11 protein-coding genes are annotated in these 16,508 nt (G+C 66.4%); 6 read left to right on the forward strand and 5 right to left on the reverse strand.

From position 1 onward, the window contains the following. Window positions 1-88 precede the first annotated feature (88 nt). The 5 genes from glmM to AC1GI4_RS09100 all read left to right on the forward strand — a co-directional run bounded on the left by glmM (window position 89) and on the right by AC1GI4_RS09100 (window position 4,248). On the forward strand, window positions 89-1,429 hold the full coding sequence (gene glmM / locus AC1GI4_RS09080) for a phosphoglucosamine mutase (RefSeq protein WP_433909622.1): 1,341 nt from the start codon (window positions 89-91) through the stop codon (window positions 1,427-1,429). Continuing rightward, window positions 1,429-1,653 carry a DUF1272 domain-containing protein gene (locus AC1GI4_RS09085; RefSeq protein ID WP_294274831.1) on the forward strand — a complete coding sequence of 75 codons (225 nt, stop codon included), beginning with the start codon at window positions 1,429-1,431 and terminating at the stop codon, window positions 1,651-1,653. The genes glmM and AC1GI4_RS09085 overlap by 1 nt, the downstream gene beginning before the upstream one ends. A 57-nt stretch (window positions 1,654-1,710) precedes the next feature. Then, complete coding sequence (gpmA, locus tag AC1GI4_RS09090) at window positions 1,711-2,397, forward strand: 2,3-diphosphoglycerate-dependent phosphoglycerate mutase (RefSeq protein ID WP_058731958.1); 687 nt, start codon at window positions 1,711-1,713, stop codon at window positions 2,395-2,397. A 330-nt stretch (window positions 2,398-2,727) separates the two neighbouring features. Then, window positions 2,728-3,186: a 5-(carboxyamino)imidazole ribonucleotide mutase gene (purE, locus tag AC1GI4_RS09095; RefSeq protein WP_433909620.1), complete on the forward strand. Its 459-nt coding sequence runs from the start codon at window positions 2,728-2,730 to the stop codon at window positions 3,184-3,186. A gap of 6 nt (window positions 3,187-3,192) precedes the next feature. Next, a complete protein-coding gene (locus AC1GI4_RS09100) occupies window positions 3,193-4,248 on the forward strand; it encodes a 5-(carboxyamino)imidazole ribonucleotide synthase (RefSeq protein ID WP_479629303.1) in 1,056 nt (351 codons plus the stop codon). 7 nt (window positions 4,249-4,255) lie between these two features. Here the strand turns inward: AC1GI4_RS09100 and AC1GI4_RS09105 are convergent, their stop codons facing one another. From AC1GI4_RS09105 to AC1GI4_RS09120, 4 genes are all read right to left on the reverse strand, one after another. Further along, complete coding sequence (locus AC1GI4_RS09105) at window positions 4,256-5,059, reverse strand: energy transducer TonB (protein ID WP_479629304.1); 804 nt, start codon at window positions 5,057-5,059, stop codon at window positions 4,256-4,258. 46 nt (window positions 5,060-5,105) lie between these two features. Continuing rightward, entirely contained in the window at window positions 5,106-6,911 is a 1,806-nt protein-coding gene (locus AC1GI4_RS09110) for a DUF885 domain-containing protein (RefSeq protein ID WP_479629305.1), read from the reverse strand. A gap of 192 nt (window positions 6,912-7,103) precedes the next feature. Next, window positions 7,104-7,403 (reverse strand): hypothetical protein, encoded by a 300-nt coding sequence (locus AC1GI4_RS09115; RefSeq protein WP_058716715.1) that lies wholly within the window; start codon window positions 7,401-7,403, stop codon window positions 7,104-7,106. Between the two features lie 12 nt (window positions 7,404-7,415). Beyond that, window positions 7,416-10,268 (reverse strand): M16 family metallopeptidase, encoded by a 2,853-nt coding sequence (locus AC1GI4_RS09120; protein WP_479629306.1) that lies wholly within the window; start codon window positions 10,266-10,268, stop codon window positions 7,416-7,418. Window positions 10,269-10,480: 212 nt separating this feature from the next. Here AC1GI4_RS09120 and clpB point away from each other — a divergent pair, with 212 nt between their 5' ends. Beyond that, window positions 10,481-13,060 carry an ATP-dependent chaperone ClpB gene (gene clpB / locus AC1GI4_RS09125; protein ID WP_479629307.1) on the forward strand — a complete coding sequence of 860 codons (2,580 nt, stop codon included), beginning with the start codon at window positions 10,481-10,483 and terminating at the stop codon, window positions 13,058-13,060. 183 nt (window positions 13,061-13,243) lie between these two features. Here clpB and AC1GI4_RS09130 read toward each other — a convergent pair whose 3' ends face one another. Next, window positions 13,244-16,315, reverse strand: a complete 3,072-nt coding sequence (locus AC1GI4_RS09130; RefSeq protein WP_294274815.1) for a TonB-dependent receptor domain-containing protein — start codon at window positions 16,313-16,315, stop codon at window positions 13,244-13,246. Between the last annotated feature and the right edge of the window lie 193 nt (window positions 16,316-16,508).

Below are 16,508 nucleotides of genomic sequence, written 5' to 3' on the forward strand. Positions count from 1 at the left end.
GTGTTTTGAGCTTTGGCAAAGGTCGCGCTAAAGGATGCGCGCAACCCGATTATTCCACATCCTCTTAATCCGGCAGGGACTTGGCCGCATGGCAAGAAAATATTTCGGCACTGATGGCATTCGCGGCGCGACCAACGGCCCGGTCATGACGGCCGAAATGGCGATGAAGGTCGGCATGGCCGCCGGTGCCTATTTCCTACGCGGCGATCATCGCCACCGCGTCGTCATCGGCAAGGACACGCGCCTGTCGGGCTATATGCTCGAATCGGCGCTGGTCGCGGGTTTCACTAGCGTCGGCATGGATGTCGTCATGCTCGGGCCGCTGCCGACACCCGCAGTCGCGATGCTGACCCATTCGATGCGCGCCGACATCGGCGTGATGATCTCGGCCAGCCACAACCCGTTCGCCGACAACGGCATCAAGCTGTTCGGCCCCGACGGCTACAAGCTGTCCGACGAGGCCGAGGAATCGATCGAGGACCTGCTCGAGCAGAAGGTGCCGCTCGTCCCCTCGGGCAAGATCGGCCGCGCGCGCCGGGTCGATGACGCTGCCGGGCGCTATATCCACTTCGCCAAGTCGACCTTCCCGCAGGCGCTTCGCCTCGACGGCCTGCGCGTCGTGATCGACTGCGCCAACGGCGCGGCGTACAAGGTCGCGCCCGCCGCCCTGTGGGAACTGGGCGCGGACGTGGTCGCGATCGGCGTCACGCCCAACGGCACCAACATCAATGACGGCGTCGGCTCGACCGCGCCGCAGACGCTGGCCGAGACGGTGGTCGCCAGCGGCGCGGATATCGGCATCGCGCTGGACGGCGATGCCGACCGGCTCATCATCGTCGACGAGCATGGCCAGGTCGTCGACGGCGACCAGCTGATGGCGATGATCGCGACCAGCTATGCGCGCGAAGGGCGGCTGGCGGGCGGCGGCCTGGTCGCCACCGTCATGTCGAACCTGGGTCTGGAGCGCCACCTCGCCGCACAGGGACTGGGCCTGGTCCGCACCAAGGTCGGCGACCGCCATGTGCTGGAGGCGATGCGTACGCGCGGCTATAATGTCGGCGGCGAGCAGTCGGGGCATATCATCCTGTCCGACTATGCGCGCACTGGTGACGGTCTGGTCGCCGCGCTCCAGGTGCTGGCCGAGCTGAAGCGCGCGGGCGCGCCCGCCAGCGAGGTCCTCCACCGCTTCGATCCGCTGCCGCAGCTGCTCAAGAATGTCCGCTTCGCGGGCGGCAAGCCGCTGGAGCATGAGAAGGTGCAGGGCGTCATCGCCGCCGCCGAGGCCGAGCTGGCCGGGCGCGGCCGCCTGGTCATCCGTCCATCTGGCACCGAGCCGGTCATCCGCGTGATGGCCGAGGGCGAGGACAAGCGTCAGGTGGAGACGCTGGTCGACCGCATCTGCGACGTGGTGCGCGAGGTGGCCGCCTGATGCTGGAGATGCGCCCCGATTGCGAGCGCTGCGGCGCGGACCTGCCCGCGTCCCAGGGCGGCGCGTTCATCTGTTCGCTGGAGACCACTTTCTGCGCGGAATGCGCCGACGAGCTGGACGAGACCTGCCCCGATTGCGGCGGCGAACTGCTCGACCGGCCGACGCGCATGGGCCGTGTGCTGAAGGCCAATCCCGCCTCCATCCAAGCCCGCTTCCGCGGCTGACCTCGACCCAGACCGCCCGTGTCTTTATGCGGGCGTCATCACATACAAGGAGTTTCCATGCCCCAGCTCGTCCTGATCCGCCACGGCCAGTCCGCCTGGAACCTGGAAAATCGCTTCACCGGCTGGTGGGACGTCGACGTGACCGCGCAAGGCGCCGCCGAGGCACGCGCGGCGGGCGCGATGATGGCGGAGAAGGGCCTCGACTTCGACCTGACCTTCACCAGCCTGCAGACCCGCGCGATCAAGACGCTGAACCTGGCGCTGGAGACGATGGGCCGCCTCTGGCTGCCGACCGAGAAGCATTGGCGGCTGAACGAGCGTCATTATGGCGGCCTCACCGGCCTGGACAAGGCGGAGACGGCGGCCAAGCATGGCGACGAGCAGGTGAAGATCTGGCGCCGCAGCTTCGACGTGCCCCCGCCCCCGGCCGAGGCGGGCGGCGAGTTCGATGTGTCGAACGACATCCGCTACAAGGGCATCGACGTGCCGCAGACCGAAAGCCTGAAGGACACGATCGCGCGCGTCCTGCCCTATTGGGACGAACGCATCGCGCCCGCGCTGCGCGACGGCAACCGGGTACTGATCTCGGCCCATGGCAACTCGCTGCGCGCGCTGGTCAAGCATCTGTCGAACATCCCGGACGACGAGATCACGGGGCTGGAAATCCCGACCGCGCAGCCGATCGTCTACGAGCTGGCCGACGACCTGACCCCGACCGATCGCTACTATCTGTCGGAGCGGTAAACTCACTCCTCCCCGGTACGGGGAGGTGGCAGGCCACAGGCCTGACGGAGGGGGTTCTCCACAAGGGACATCCCGCGCGGCACGCCCCCTCCACCATGCTGCGCATGGTCCCCCTCCCCATGCTGGGGAGGATAATCTTCCCCAACCGCCGTTCAGGCTGAGCGAAGTCGAAGCCCACGCACCGCCCCCGCCAAAGATTCGCGCAAATTCGCCCGAATGCATACGGAAACTTGCCCCCCTCGCCCCGTCCCGCTAGTCAGCCGCTTCCCCCGGCACCGGGGCCACAGGGGCTAAGGCGGAACAGCGGATATGATGTCGGTCGGGATCATCATGGGGTCCACTTCGGACTGGGAAACCATGCGGCACGCCGCCGAGACGCTCGAGGCGCTGGGCGTGACCCACGAAACCCGCGTCGTCTCCGCGCATCGCACGCCGCAGCGGCTGTACGACTATGCGACCACCGCCGCCGATCGCGGGATCAAGGTCATCATCGCGGGTGCGGGCGGTGCCGCGCATCTGCCGGGCATGGCGGCCTCGATGACCCATCTGCCCGTGCTGGGGGTGCCGGTCGAATCCAAGGCGCTGAAAGGCATGGATAGCCTGCTCTCGATCGTCCAGATGCCCGGCGGCATCCCCGTCGGCACACTGGCCATCGGCAAGGCGGGCGCGATCAACGCAGGCCTGCTCGCCGCCTCGATCCTGTCGCTGTCAGACGAAGACCTCGCCGAGCGACTGAAGGCGTGGCGCCAGCGCCAGACCGACAGCGTCGCCAACGATCCACAAGGGTAAAGCCAGATGTTGAAGCCGGGCGCGACGATCGGGATTTTGGGCGGCGGCCAGCTGGGCCGGATGCTGGCGGTGGCCGCCGCGCAGCTCGGCTATCGCACCCATGTGCTGGCCCCCGATGAGGAAAGCGTCGCGGCGCAGACCGCGTCCTCGCTGACCCGTGCCGACTATCACAACAAGGTCGTGCTGGCCGATTTCGTCGCCGCCTGCGACGTCGTGACCTACGAGTTCGAGAATGTCGACGTCACGCCGGTCGAATGGCTGGCCGAGCGGTTGCCCGTCCATCCCTCGCCTGCCGCGCTCCGCGTCGCGCAGGACCGGATCGCCGAGAAGAGCTTCGTCGAAAAGGTCGGCGGCCGCCCCGCCCCCTGGGCCGAGGTGAACTGCGCCGCCGACCTGACCGCCGCGCTGGAGCGGATCGGCTGCCCCGCCATCCTGAAGACCACGCGCTTCGGCTATGACGGCAAGGGCCAGGTGCTGATCCGCGACGTGGCCGAGGCGCCCGCCGCCTTCGAGGCGATCGGGGGCCCGGCGGTGCTGGAGGGGTTCATCCATTTCAGCCACGAATTCTCGATCCTGATCGCGCGTGGGGAAGACGGGAAGACCGTGCGCTACGACCCGCCGCACAATGTCCACCGCGACGCGATCCTGCGCACCTCGACGCTCCCGGCGCCGCCCGAGATCGCGGCCCAGGCCGACGAGGCGACCGCCCTCGCCATCCGCATCGCCGAGGAGCTGGGCTATGTCGGCGTACTCGCCTGCGAGTTCTTCGCAACCGACAACGGCCCCGTGTTCAACGAGATGGCCCCGCGCGTCCACAATTCGGGCCACTGGACGATCGAAGGCGCCGAGACCTCGCAATTCGAAAACCATATCCGCGCGATCTGCGGCCTGCCGCTGGGCGACACGACGCTGACCGGCACGCGGGTGGAGATGGAAAACCTGATCGGCGACGACGCCTGGGAAGGTGCGCTGACCGAGAGGGGTACGCACCTGCACCTCTACGGCAAGGGCGAATCGCGGCCGGGGCGCAAGATGGGGCATATCACGCGGGTGGTGCGCTGAGCGACGTCTATTTCTTGAGGGTAAAGGTCACGGGCACCAGCACGCGTGCCTGATAGACGTCATCCCCCTTCATGACCGGGCGAATGCGGAATTTGCGGTAGAGACCCAACGCCGCTGGACCGAAGCCCCGTCCCCGGGGCCGCTCGGCCGCGATCGAACAGCTCTTGGGTTCACCAGGCGTCGGGACGAAGCAGATCAGCACCGCGATGCCACTGAGTCCGTTGGCGCGCGCCATGCGGGGAAAGGCCTCGTCGATCATCTCCTGGGGTGGCTTTTCGATCCATTCGGCCAGCATGATGCGGCGCCCGCCCTCGCCCGGTCCATCACCGTCACCGCGACCATTGCCCGTCCCCTGCCCCTCGCCGCCGGTGCCACGTCCGCTGGCGATGCCGACGCCCCGACCGTCCGACGCCGCCGTACCGACGCGCAGCGGCAGATCAGCGCTGATCTCCGCGGTCGGTGCGGGAAGATTGACCCGGTCGAACCGCATCGGAGTCGCGGCGGCGGGAGCCGCCTGTTCGGCGGCCGGTGCCCGCATCGATCGGGGCGATCCGCCCCCTTCGGTCGGGCGGATAACGCGGCTCTCGCGCCGAACCGGCTCGGGCGCGATCGACGGCGGCGGAGCAGGCAACGGTTCGGGCGGGCGAGGCAGGTCGAACAGCGTCAGCGCCGGTCGCTCCGCCTCGTTGGCCACGGGATGCGGTGCGCCCCAGAGCAGCAGGGCAAGAATCGCGGCATGCACCCCCGCCGTCGCGGCGATCGCCGTACGCCGCCGTCCCCTGTCCTGCCGGACCCGAAGGTTGCCCTGCATCGCGATGTTCTCCCGCGAAGGAAGATCACCGCCATGGCGATTCAGGTCAAGCCCGCGCCCACTCCTCCCCGATCCGGCGCAGCACGTCGAGCGGCACGCGGCCGTGGCGCAGGACGGCGGTGTGGAACGCCTTCAGGTCGAACGCCGCGCGCTTTTGTTTCTTCGCCAGGTCGCGAATGTCGACGAACACCGAATGGCCCAGCTTGTAGCTCGCCGCCTGGCCCGGATTGACGCAGTAGCGTTCCACCTCGCGCGTGGCGAAGCCCTCCGCCTCGCCCTCGGCTTCGACAAAGTGGCGGATCGCCTGTTCGCGGGTCCAGCGCAGATGGTGGAGCCCCGTATCGACGACGCAGCGATTGGCGCGGAACAGCAGGAATTTCAGATAGCCGAGCTGCCCCAGCGGATCGTCGTCATACATGCCGATCTCGTCCGCCAGCTGCTCGGCGTACAGCGCCCAGCCCTCGCCATAGCCCGAAAAGCCGTTGATCTTGCGGATCAGCGGCAGGCGGGTGTTGGACAGCGCGAGGCCGCCCTCCATCTGATGCCCCGGCAGGCCTTCGTGATAAACGGTCGTCGCCAGACAGAATTTGGGCCAGTCGGCGCTGTCCTTCAGGTTGAAATAGACCAGGCCTGGCCGCGAACCGTCGATCGCGGGTCCTTGTGCAAAGGCCGCCGCGGCCCCCGCCTCGGTCTGCGGCGGTACGCGCCGCACCTCGAAGCCATAGGGCGGAATACGCTCGAACACCTGCGGCAGGCGGGTGCGGATCGCATCGAGCCGGGCGTTGCAATAGGCGATGGCGGCGCGCTTGCCCTCATCGGTGTTGGGATAGAGCTGATCCGGGTTCTTGTAGAGCGCGGCCATGCGCTCACCCACCGTGCCCTTGGTATAGCCCTGCTTCTTCAGCAGCGCGTCGAGCCGCGCAGACAGCATCGCCGCCTGATCGCGGCCGAATCGGTGCACCTCGTCGGGCGAGAAGCTGGTCGTCGTATTGGCCTTCAGCGCGACCGGGTAATAGGCCGCCCCCTCGCGCAGTTTCCAGACGCCCGCGTCATGCGTCGCCTTGGCCCGCAAGCCCCTGGCATAAGCGATCTGGCGGTCGAGCGCGGGCAGTATCTCGGCGTCGTAGAGCTTGGCGGCCTGCGCCGCATAGCGCTCGCCCAGCCCCTTGTCCGCCGTCCGGCGCGCCAGCGACTGGACGACCAGCGCCTGGTCGGCTGGCTCGCGCGTCTTGCCCATCTGTTCGAGCGCCAGGTCGAGGATGAAGTCGGGCGGCACCACGCCCTGCCCCGCATCATGGCGCATCCGGTCGGTCTGCGCGTCGATCTGGCGGGCAAAGGCGCGCATCCGCATCAGATACGCATCGGCGTCCCCCGCGCTCGCGATCTTGTGCTTGGTATCGAGAAAGTCGGGGACCGACTGATACGCCCCCGACAGCTGCGACACGACATAGGGGCTGGGGCCATAGGAATAGCCGCCGAAGTCGAACGCCTGCACGGCTTGCGCGGAACGGCGGGTGTAGAGGATCGATTCGAGGTCGATCCGCTCCTCGGGCAACAGGGTGGCGGGATCGATCGCCTGCAACCGGCTAAGATCGGCTTTGGTCGCGGCTTTCGCCGCCGCGAGTCCCGCAGGCGACTGGTCGGAGAGCTGGCTGCGCAGATCGGCATTGGCGCCGGTATCGAGGCCGAGACTGGTCGCACCTTCCGGGCTGCGGCGCAGCTGTTCCTGGACCAGCGTATCGAACAAGGCGGTCAGCCGGGTGGACGCGGTGTTCTGGGCGACGACGCCCTCGCTGCCCGCCACCACGGCGAGTGCGGCCGAGCCGCCCAGGAAATGCCGCCGGTCTATCATGCCTGTCCCCTTTTTCTGGTTTCGGGGGGCAGCGTAACGGGATTTGGCGGGAATTGAACTGGTTATGTGGTTGGCGTTTCGGCGTGGGCTTCGACTTCAGCGCAATGCGTCAAAGTCGAAGCCCACGCCCCCCAAAGAAAAGGGCGGCCCGTCCTCCGACGCACCGCCCTTCCCCAACTCAGGACGCGGATGTCACCCCGCGCGGGTGCCCGACAGCGGGAAGCTGCCGAACGCGCCCGCGCCGACCGATCCCGTCAGCGTGTCGCCATCGGCGGTCGCTTCGCAGTCCAGCGTCATCGGCATCGGCGAGCTAATCGACATCTTCCAGCTGATCGTGTTGCCGGACACGTCGCCCTCGATGTCCATCGCGCCCATCTGGCCGCCGCCCGAGCCGGTGAAGCGATCGCCCTCGGTCGTGACCGTCAGCGTCATCTCCTGATCGCCCAGCGGCGACTTCACGATGCAGTTCCAGGTCCCGTCGATATCGGCCATTGATACTCTCCCTTATTGCGCCGCCGGAGCGGGTGCGACGACCGCCGACGGTTCGATGACCTCGACGGGCAGGCCCAGCGTGTCGAGCTGCGGCTTGACCGTCTTGGCATCGCCGACCACCACCCAGACGAAGCTCTTGGGGTTCAACGCCCCCTCGATCGACTTGTTCAGCTCGGGCAGCGTCATCGCCTGATAACGCCGGGTGATCGTCGCATAGTAATTGTCGGGACGATGCAGCAGGTCGTTGGTCTGCATCGCCGACAAGACCGCACTCGAGGTTTCGAAATTGCCCGACAGCGATCGGATCGCGCCGGTGATCGCCCGGTCGAACTCGGTCTGGTCCATCGGCTTGGTGGTCAGGAATTCGGTCACGTCCGCCCGCAGCGCGTCGATCGACGGCCCGGTCTTGTCCGCCTGGACGGGCGCCGACATGACATAGGGTGCGGCGAATTCCGACACCTGGAAACGACCATTGACGCCGTAGGACCAGTGCTTGTTCTCGCGGATGTCGGTGTTGATCCGGCTGAGGAAGCTGCCGCCCAGCGCGTCGTTGGCGGTGTTGACCAGCAACAGGTCGTCGGTGCCCTTCAGCGGCGTCGGGGCGCCCGCCAGGATCATCGACTGGGGGCTGTCCGGCCGGTTGACCAGCACGATCTTCGGCGCCGAAGGCTGGCCCGCGGTGAAGTTCTTCACGCCCGCAGCGCCGCTGCCCTTCCAGTCGCCGAACACCCGGTCGAGCGCGGCCTTCACCTCTGCCAGCGGACGATCCGAGGTGACGAAGATCTTCGCCTTGTCGGGCCGCAGCCATGCCTGCTGGAACGCGACGAGCTGCTCGCGGGTCATCGCCGCGACCGCCGCCGGATCACCCGCCCCTTGCGCCTTGGCATAGGGGCTGGTCGGCCCATAGACGAGCGGCGGCAGGACGCGGCCCGCCAGCCCCTGCGGGCTCGTCAGTTCCTGCTTGATGCCCGCCAGCGTCTGCGCCTTCACCCGCGCCAGTTCGGGATCGGGGAAGGCCGGGTTGCGCAGGATATCGGCATAGAGGTCGAGCGCGGGGGCCAGGTTGATGCTGGGCACGTCCAGGCCGACGACGGTGCGGTCGTTCGACGCGCTCGACCCGATCGTCGCGCCCAGCCGCTCCTGCTCCTCGGCGATGGCGATGGTGTTGCGATGGGTCGTGCCCTCGTCGAGCATCGACTGGACCATGCGCTGCGTGCCCAGCTTGCCGGGGACGTCGGCGGCAATACCGGCATCGAACGAGGTCGCGATCTGCGTGACCGGCACGGCGGTACGCTGCGCGTAGATCAGCTCGATACCATTGGCCAGGCGGCTGCGCTGGACGGCGGGGAAGCTCAGCGGCTTGACCTGTCCGACATCGGGCAGGGCCCCGCGCGTGCCCTTGGGCGCCTGTTCGGGCGCGGCTGGCACATCGGCGCGCGGCGGCACCTTGGCCTCTTCATAGGCATCGCGCGCCCCCGGCACGACGGTCAGCGTATAGGCCGGGCGCGACAGCCACTTGTCCGCCGCCGCCTTGACGGTGGCGGGCGTCTGCGCGGCGATCCCTTCCAGCTGCTTCTTATATTTGCCGGGATCGTTGGAATAGAGCGCCCCCTCGGCCAGCGCGACCGCCTTGCCGCCGAAGCCGCCGACCGATTCCAGCCCCTGGACACGGCCCGAGACGAAGCGGGTCACGGCACGCTGCACCTCGTCGGCGGTCGGGCCGTTCTTCAGGAAGTCGGCGAGGATTTCGTCCATCCGCTTGTTGACCAGCGCCGGGTCGACGCCGGGACGCACGATCGCCATCATGTTGAACATGCCGACCTGTGCGAAGGGCCGGTCGCTCGCCGACACCTGCACCGCCAGCTTTTCCTGCTTCACCAGGATATTGTCGAGCCGCGACGAGGCGAGCCCGCCCAGGATCGAACCGGCCACGACCAGCGAGGCGGTTTCGGGATCGTTCAGCCCCGGCACCGCCCAGTTGCGGCTGATCATGACGGCGGCGACGCGGTCCTTCATCACCTCGTTGACGGGCGCGGGCAGCGTCGGGATGGTGACGGTCGGCAGGACGCTCTTGGGACCCGGCTTGATCGCGCCGAAATACTTCTCGACCAGTGGCTTGGCGGTGGCGACGTCGATGTCACCGGCCAGCACCAGCACGGCGTTGTTCGGGCCGTAATGCTCCCGGAACCAGTCCTTCACCGTCCCCAGCGAGGCCTGGTCGAGGTCGGCCATCGAACCGATGGTGGAGTGGGCGTAGGGATGCCCCTCGGGGAACAGGCCGCTCAGGACCTTGTACTGGGTCAGGCCGTAGGGCTGGTTGTCTCCCTGGCGCTTCTCGTTCTGGACGACGCCGCGCTGCTCGTCGAGCACGCTTTGCGTCACCGCGCCGAGCAGATAGCCCATGCGATCCGATTCCAGGAACAATGCGCGGTCGAGCGCGGCGGTCGGCACCGTCTCGAAATAATTGGTCCGGTCGAAATAGGTGGTGCCGTTATAGTCGGTCGCGCCTACCGACTTGAGCGGTGCGAAGAAGTCGCCCGGCGCATTTTCCGATCCGTTGAACATCAGATGCTCGAAGAGGTGCGCAAAGCCCGTCTTGCCTTTGGGCTCATGCTTCGATCCGACGTCATACCAGACGCTGACCGCGACGACGGGCGCCTTGCGGTCGGTGTGGACGACGACGCGAAGGCCGTTCTTCAGAGTGAAGGTCTGATAGGGGATGTCGACCGCCTTCACCAACGAGGCGACGGGTGCGGCCTTGGTGGTCGGGACGGCCTTCGCCGCCGCCTGGGCCAGCACGGCCTGCCCCGGCACGACGAACGCAAGGGCGGCGGCGCCGGTCAGCGCCACGGATTTGATACGCATTGCTTTGAGTCTCCCCACTCGGTGTATGGTACGAGCATAGCGGGCGCGCCGGGGACCGCAATCCGCCGTTTTGACGGAATTTTTGGCGTTCGTGACGGCACCCTTTCGCAATCGAAACGGCCTTCCCATGTTGTTCGCAACGGAAACTCCGCCCACCCCTTGTGTTGCTAAATTGCAACACCATCTGACCTGGAAAGCGACAGGAACCCCAGATGAACCTCGAAAAATTCACCGACCGTGCGAAAGGCTTTCTGCAAGCCGCGCAAACCGTGGCGATCCGCAACAGCCATCAGCGTATTGCCCCCGAACATCTCCTGAAGGCCTTGATCGAGGACGATCAGGGCATGGCGTCCGGCCTGATCCAGGCGGCGGGCGGCGACGCCAAGCGCGTCGAGCGCGAGACCGACGCGGCACTGGCCAAAATCCCGGCGGTCTCCGGCTCGGGCGCGCAAAGCTCGCCCGGCCTCGACAATGATCTGGTCCGCGTGCTCGACCAGGCCGAACAGGTCGCACAAAAGGCGGGCGACAGCTTCGTCACCGTCGAGCGACTGCTGCTGGCGCTCGCGCTGGCCTCGACCAATGCGGCGGGCAAGGCACTGGCGGCGGGCGGCGTCAATCCGCAGAGCCTGAACGGCGCGATCGAACAGCTGCGCCAGGGCCGCACCGCCGACACGGCGGGGGCGGAGGACCGTTACGACGCGCTCAAGAAGTTCGCCCGCGACCTGACCCAGGTGGCACGCGACGGCAAGCTCGACCCCGTCATCGGCCGCGACGAGGAAATCCGCCGCACCATCCAGATCCTGGCGCGCCGGACCAAGAACAACCCCGCGCTGATCGGCGAACCCGGCGTCGGCAAGACCGCGATCGCCGAAGGCCTCGCGCTGCGCATCGCCAATGGCGACGTGCCGGATACGCTGAAGGACCGCAAGCTGATGGCGCTCGACATGGGCGCGCTGATCGCAGGCGCGAAATATCGCGGCGAGTTCGAGGAGCGACTGAAGGGCGTGCTCGACGAGGTGAAGGCCGCCGAGGGCGACATCATCCTGTTCATCGACGAGATGCACACGCTGATCGGGGCGGGCAAGGGCGACGGGGCGATGGACGCCTCCAACCTGCTAAAGCCCGCTCTGGCGCGCGGTGAGCTGCACTGCGTCGGCGCGACCACGCTCGACGAGTACCGCAAATATGTCGAGAAGGACCCCGCGCTCCAGCGGCGGTTCCAGCCCGTCTTTGTCGGCGAGCCCACGGTCGAGGACACCATCTCGATCCTGCGCGGCCTGAAGGAGAAGTACGAACTCCATCACGGCGTCCGTATCACCGACGGTGCGCTGGTGGCGGCGGCGACGCTGTCGAACCGCTACATCACCGACCGCTTCCTCCCCGACAAGGCGATCGACCTGATGGACGAGGCCGCCAGCCGCATCCGCATGGAGGTGGAGTCCAAGCCCGAGGAGATCGAGACGCTCGACCGCCGCATCCTGCGCCTGAAGATCGAGCGAGAAGGGCTGCGCCGCGAGAGTGACGCCGCCAGCATCGACCGGCTCGGCCATCTGGAGGAGGAACTCGCCAATCTGGAGGAACAGTCGCACGCGCTGACCCAGCGCTGGCAGGCCGAGAAGGACAAGATCGCGGGCGAGGCGAAGTTGAAGGAACAGCTCGACCAGGCGCGGATCGAACTCGACCAGGCGCAGCGTTCGGGCGACCTCGCGAAAGCCGGTGAACTCTCCTATGGCCGCATCCCGCAGCTGGAGAAGCAGCTTGCCGAGGCGCAGTCCGCGACCGAGGGTGCGATGCTGCGCGAGGAAGTGACCGCCGACGATATTGCGGGCGTGGTCAGCCGCTGGACCGGCGTGCCGGTCGACCGGATGATGCAGGGCGAGCGCGAGAAGCTGCTGCGCATGGAGGAGGTGATCGGCAAGCGCGTCATCGGACAGGAGGATGCGGTTCGCGCCGTCTCCACCGCCGTCCGCCGCGCGCGCGCCGGGCTACAGGACCCCAACCGGCCGCTGGGCAGCTTCCTATTCCTCGGCCCCACGGGCGTCGGCAAGACCGAGCTGACCAAGGCGCTGGCCGAATTCCTGTTCGACGACGCATCCGCGATGGTGCGCCTCGACATGAGCGAATTCATGGAGAAGCATAGCGTCGCCCGGCTGATCGGCGCCCCTCCCGGCTATGTCGGCTATGAGGAAGGCGGCGTGCTGACCGAGGCAGTGCGCAGGCGCCCCTATCAGGTCGTGCTGTTCGACGAGGTGGAAAAGGCACATGGCGACGTGTTCAACGTGCTGCTCCAGGTGCTGGACGATGGTCGCCTGACCGATGGCCAGGGGCGCACGGTCGACTTCTCGAACACGCTCATCATCCTGACCTCGAACCTGGGCAGCCAGTATCTGGCGAATGTCGAGGATGGGCAGAGCGTAGAGAGCGTCGAGCCGCAGGTGATGGAAATCGTGCGCGGCCATTTCCGCCCCGAATTCCTCAACCGGCTGGACGAGATCATCCTGTTCCACCGGCTGGGCCAGAGCCACATGGGCCCGATCGTCGACATCCAGGTCGGCCGCGTCGCCAAGCTGCTGGCCGATCGCAAGATCGCGCTGCACCTGACCGACGCCGCCCGCGAATGGCTGGGCCGGGTGGGCTATGACCCCGTCTACGGCGCAAGGCCCCTGCGCCGCGCGGTGCAACGCCACCTCCAGGACCCGCTGGCCGAGGAAATCCTGCGCGGGAATGTGAAGGACGGCGCGACCGTCACCGTCGACGAAGGCGACGGGAAGCTGGCGTTGTCGGTGGCCTGACCCTGTGCGAGGCCGGGAAACCATCCCGACCTCGCACGCTCAGGCCGGAACCGGCCCGCGCCGCAACCAGCCGGTGATCGCGTAACGGCGGTAGGGCGCGGCGCGGGTCACCACCAAAGAAAAAGGGGCGGCTCCCGAAGGAACCGCCCCTGCAAGGGGGATCCGCCGAAGCGAACCCTGGGGTTAGAAGTTGAACTTTGCGCCAGCGCGGAACTGGCGGCCGAAGATGCCGTCGCCACCCTGCACCGCGTTGTACAGATACGCGCCATAGGTGACCGGATCGACCGGGGGCAGGCGGTTGAAGACGTTGAGTACGTTCACGTAGAATGTGAACTTGTCGTTGACCTTGAACGACGCGTTCGCATCTGCGGTAATGTAGCTCTTCACGCGGCAGCCGAAATAAGCCGGAGCCTGGCCGCAATCCTTGTACGCGTCGCCCTGGTCCATGGCCGACAGGTCATAGCCCGAGGTGTAGTTGACCGTACCCGTCAGCGCGAAGTCGCCAAAGTCGAAGGTATTGACCCAGTTGCCCTTCCACTCGAACGTGCCCGAACCGGCCGTCAGGTTGAAGTTGCCCAGCGTGTCTACATAGGTCTGGCGCTTACCGTCCACCGTCGTGCTCAGCTCCAGGATCAGGCTGGCGTTCAGGTTGGTGTTCCAGCGGAACGAACCGAAATCGTAGAAGCCGTTGATACCGAAATCGATACCTTCGGACTTGATCGTCTGGGCATTGATCAGCTGCGAACGGACGAAGGCGATCTTCGGCGTGGCGTTCGGGTTGTTCACGTCGACCGCATCCGGGATGACCGTGAAGCCGCCGGGGATCGCGGTGCCCGCATAATAGGCTGCAATCGCAGGCGACAGATCGGGCGTGGTGATCGCCCCGGTCTTGCGGATGTTATAATAGTCGACGGTCAGCGACAGGCCGCGCACCGGATCGACCTTGATACCGGCGGTGAAGCTGCGCGACTTTTCAGGCGCCAGATCCTGCGATGCCAGCGTCGTCTGGCCGATCGAGTAGTTGGAGATATAGCCCGAACAGTTGGTCGGCGTCTTCTGCGAACAGATCTGACCCGCGCCCGGATTGATGCTGTACTGGCGCAGGAAGGCATCGGGAATGCTGCTCAACGACTGGGTCACGTAACCCGTGGTGGGCAGCGCGTTCGCCTCACCGAAGGACGGGATGCGGAAGCCGCGCGAATAGGTGCCACGTAGCGTCACCTGGCGGATTGGCTTGAAGATCGCACCGAACTTCGGCGAGAAGGCGCTCTGACCGCTCGAATAATGGTCATAGCGGCCCGAGGCGTTCAGCGTCAGCTGATCCACCACCGGCGCGTTGACCTCGTAAAAGGCCGACGAGACGGTACGGTTACCCTTGGTACCGAACGCGTTCAGGCGGAAATAACGCTGAGTCGGGCCATTCTCGTCCGAATTGGCGCTGGGCGCATCGATCGCTTCGTAGAAGATCGAGCCGCCGACCGCGACGCGCAGATCGCCACCCGGCAGCGCCATGATCGCTTTGCCCAGCGTGAACTGGGCCTGGAGCAGGTCCGAGCTGTCGTTGGTGATGTTGGTCGGCGTCAGATAGTTCAGCGTCGCCTGGCTGTTGAGACCCGGGTTGACGAAGTTGTAGCTACCGTCCTTGATCACATCGAGCAGGTGCTGGATGTAGACATAGCCGTTCTGCTCGAGGCGCAGATCGGTGTGCATCGCGGTCGCGTCGAAACGGTAGTCGACATCGTTCAGGATCGTGCCGTTGATCCCGAAGGCGGCGCGATAGACGCGGCTGCGGGTCTGGGTCGATTCGAAACTGTTGGGTAGCGTGCCGACCAGACGGGCGACCTGCCCTGCGGCGGCGAATGGGTTGTTCGGGTTCAGAGTGCCGTTGGTCGCGTTGCAGGCGCCGACCGTCGAGCGCGGGCAGACATAGACCGGCAGCGCCAAGATCGCCGAATTCGGGTCGATCGCCGAGGTCGGATTCTGCGACGTCGAATATTGCGGGAACAGGATACCGGCGGGCGCATTGGCGCGGATCACCGTCGGGGTGCCGGTATAGCTGGTCGTTGCCTGCTGGAAGTTGACCTGCAGATAGGCTTCCGACGTGTCACCGATCTTGGCGGTGAAGCGCGCCGAACCGCCGACACGTTCGATGTCCGGCGTAATGTTGCCGTACAGGCGCTGGCTGTCGACCTGGCAGACGGTGCCCGGTGCAGTGGCGTTGGCGGGCAGCGCCAGTTCGGCCGCGGTCGGATTGTACGGATTGCCGGTGAGGCAGCCCGCCGCCGGGTTCAGCAGCTGATAGCGGCCGAGCGCGGTCGTGTTGGTCGCATCGGCAGGCCGCACATAGAAGTTCGGCGTGTTGATCGCGAAGCCGTTGGTATACTGGTTGTTCGCATCCAGGCCGTTGGCGATGTTGTTTGGGCCGCAGACCAGGCTGCCGGTGCGGTTGGAGCAAATGCCGCGCTCGTCGCTGGTGTTGTAGGGCGCGGGCAGCTGGCTCGCGCGGACGCCTTCCGAGCGATAATAGAAGCCGCTGACATAGGCGTTGTAGCCCTGCTCATCGAGGTCGCCGGTGCCCGCGGTCAGCGAGACGCGCTGATTGGCATTGTAGCCGCGCTGCGAGATGCCTGCCTCGGCGCGGCCCATCACACCCTTGACCGAACGCTTGGTGATGATGTTGACCACACCGGCGATCGCGTCCGCGCCATAGCTCGACGAGGCGCCGTCGCGCAGCACTTCGACGCGGTCGACGATGTCGTCGGGGATGGTGTTCAGGTCGACGAAGTTACGCGTGCCGTCATCCGACAGCGGGTAATAGGCGGCGCGCAGGCCGTCGAACAACACCAGCGTCGAGTTGGTCGACAGGCCGCGTAGCGACACAGACGAGGCGCCGCTGGCAAAGGCGCCATTGGCGGTGAACGAGTTGGTCAGCGCCGGGCCGTTATTCGATGCCAGCGCCTGAATGCCCGCCTGCACCGTGTTGATGCCGCGCGCGTCGAGATTTTCGGCGGTGATCGTCGAGACTGGCGAAACGCCGGTATCGGCACCGCGAATGATCGAGCCGGTGACGACGATATCACCCCCGGTGCCCGCATCCGCCTGTTCGGCGCCCTGCGCCACCTGGGCATTGGCTTCGGCATTCTGATTGGCGGCAGGCACACTCTGCGCCAGCGCGGGCGCGCTCAACAGCATCGACAGCGGCGCAACGGTGGCCAACAGGCTCAACTTGCGCGGCCCCATCCACGAATAGGTCATGGTCTACACCCCTTTTCTCATCCGGCGTCCGATTTCGGCTCGCCAGTCTACCCAACTTCATGAAACGGAATTTCCATTCCGTAACCGAATGTTGCTTGATTGGTACGGAGCAGTGCCGTTGTAAAGATGGGAAAAATGCAACAGGTAACCACGCGTTACATCATGACGGATACGACATGCACCCTTACGCAAT

The organism is Sphingomonas sp. 77B (assembly GCF_056497825.1).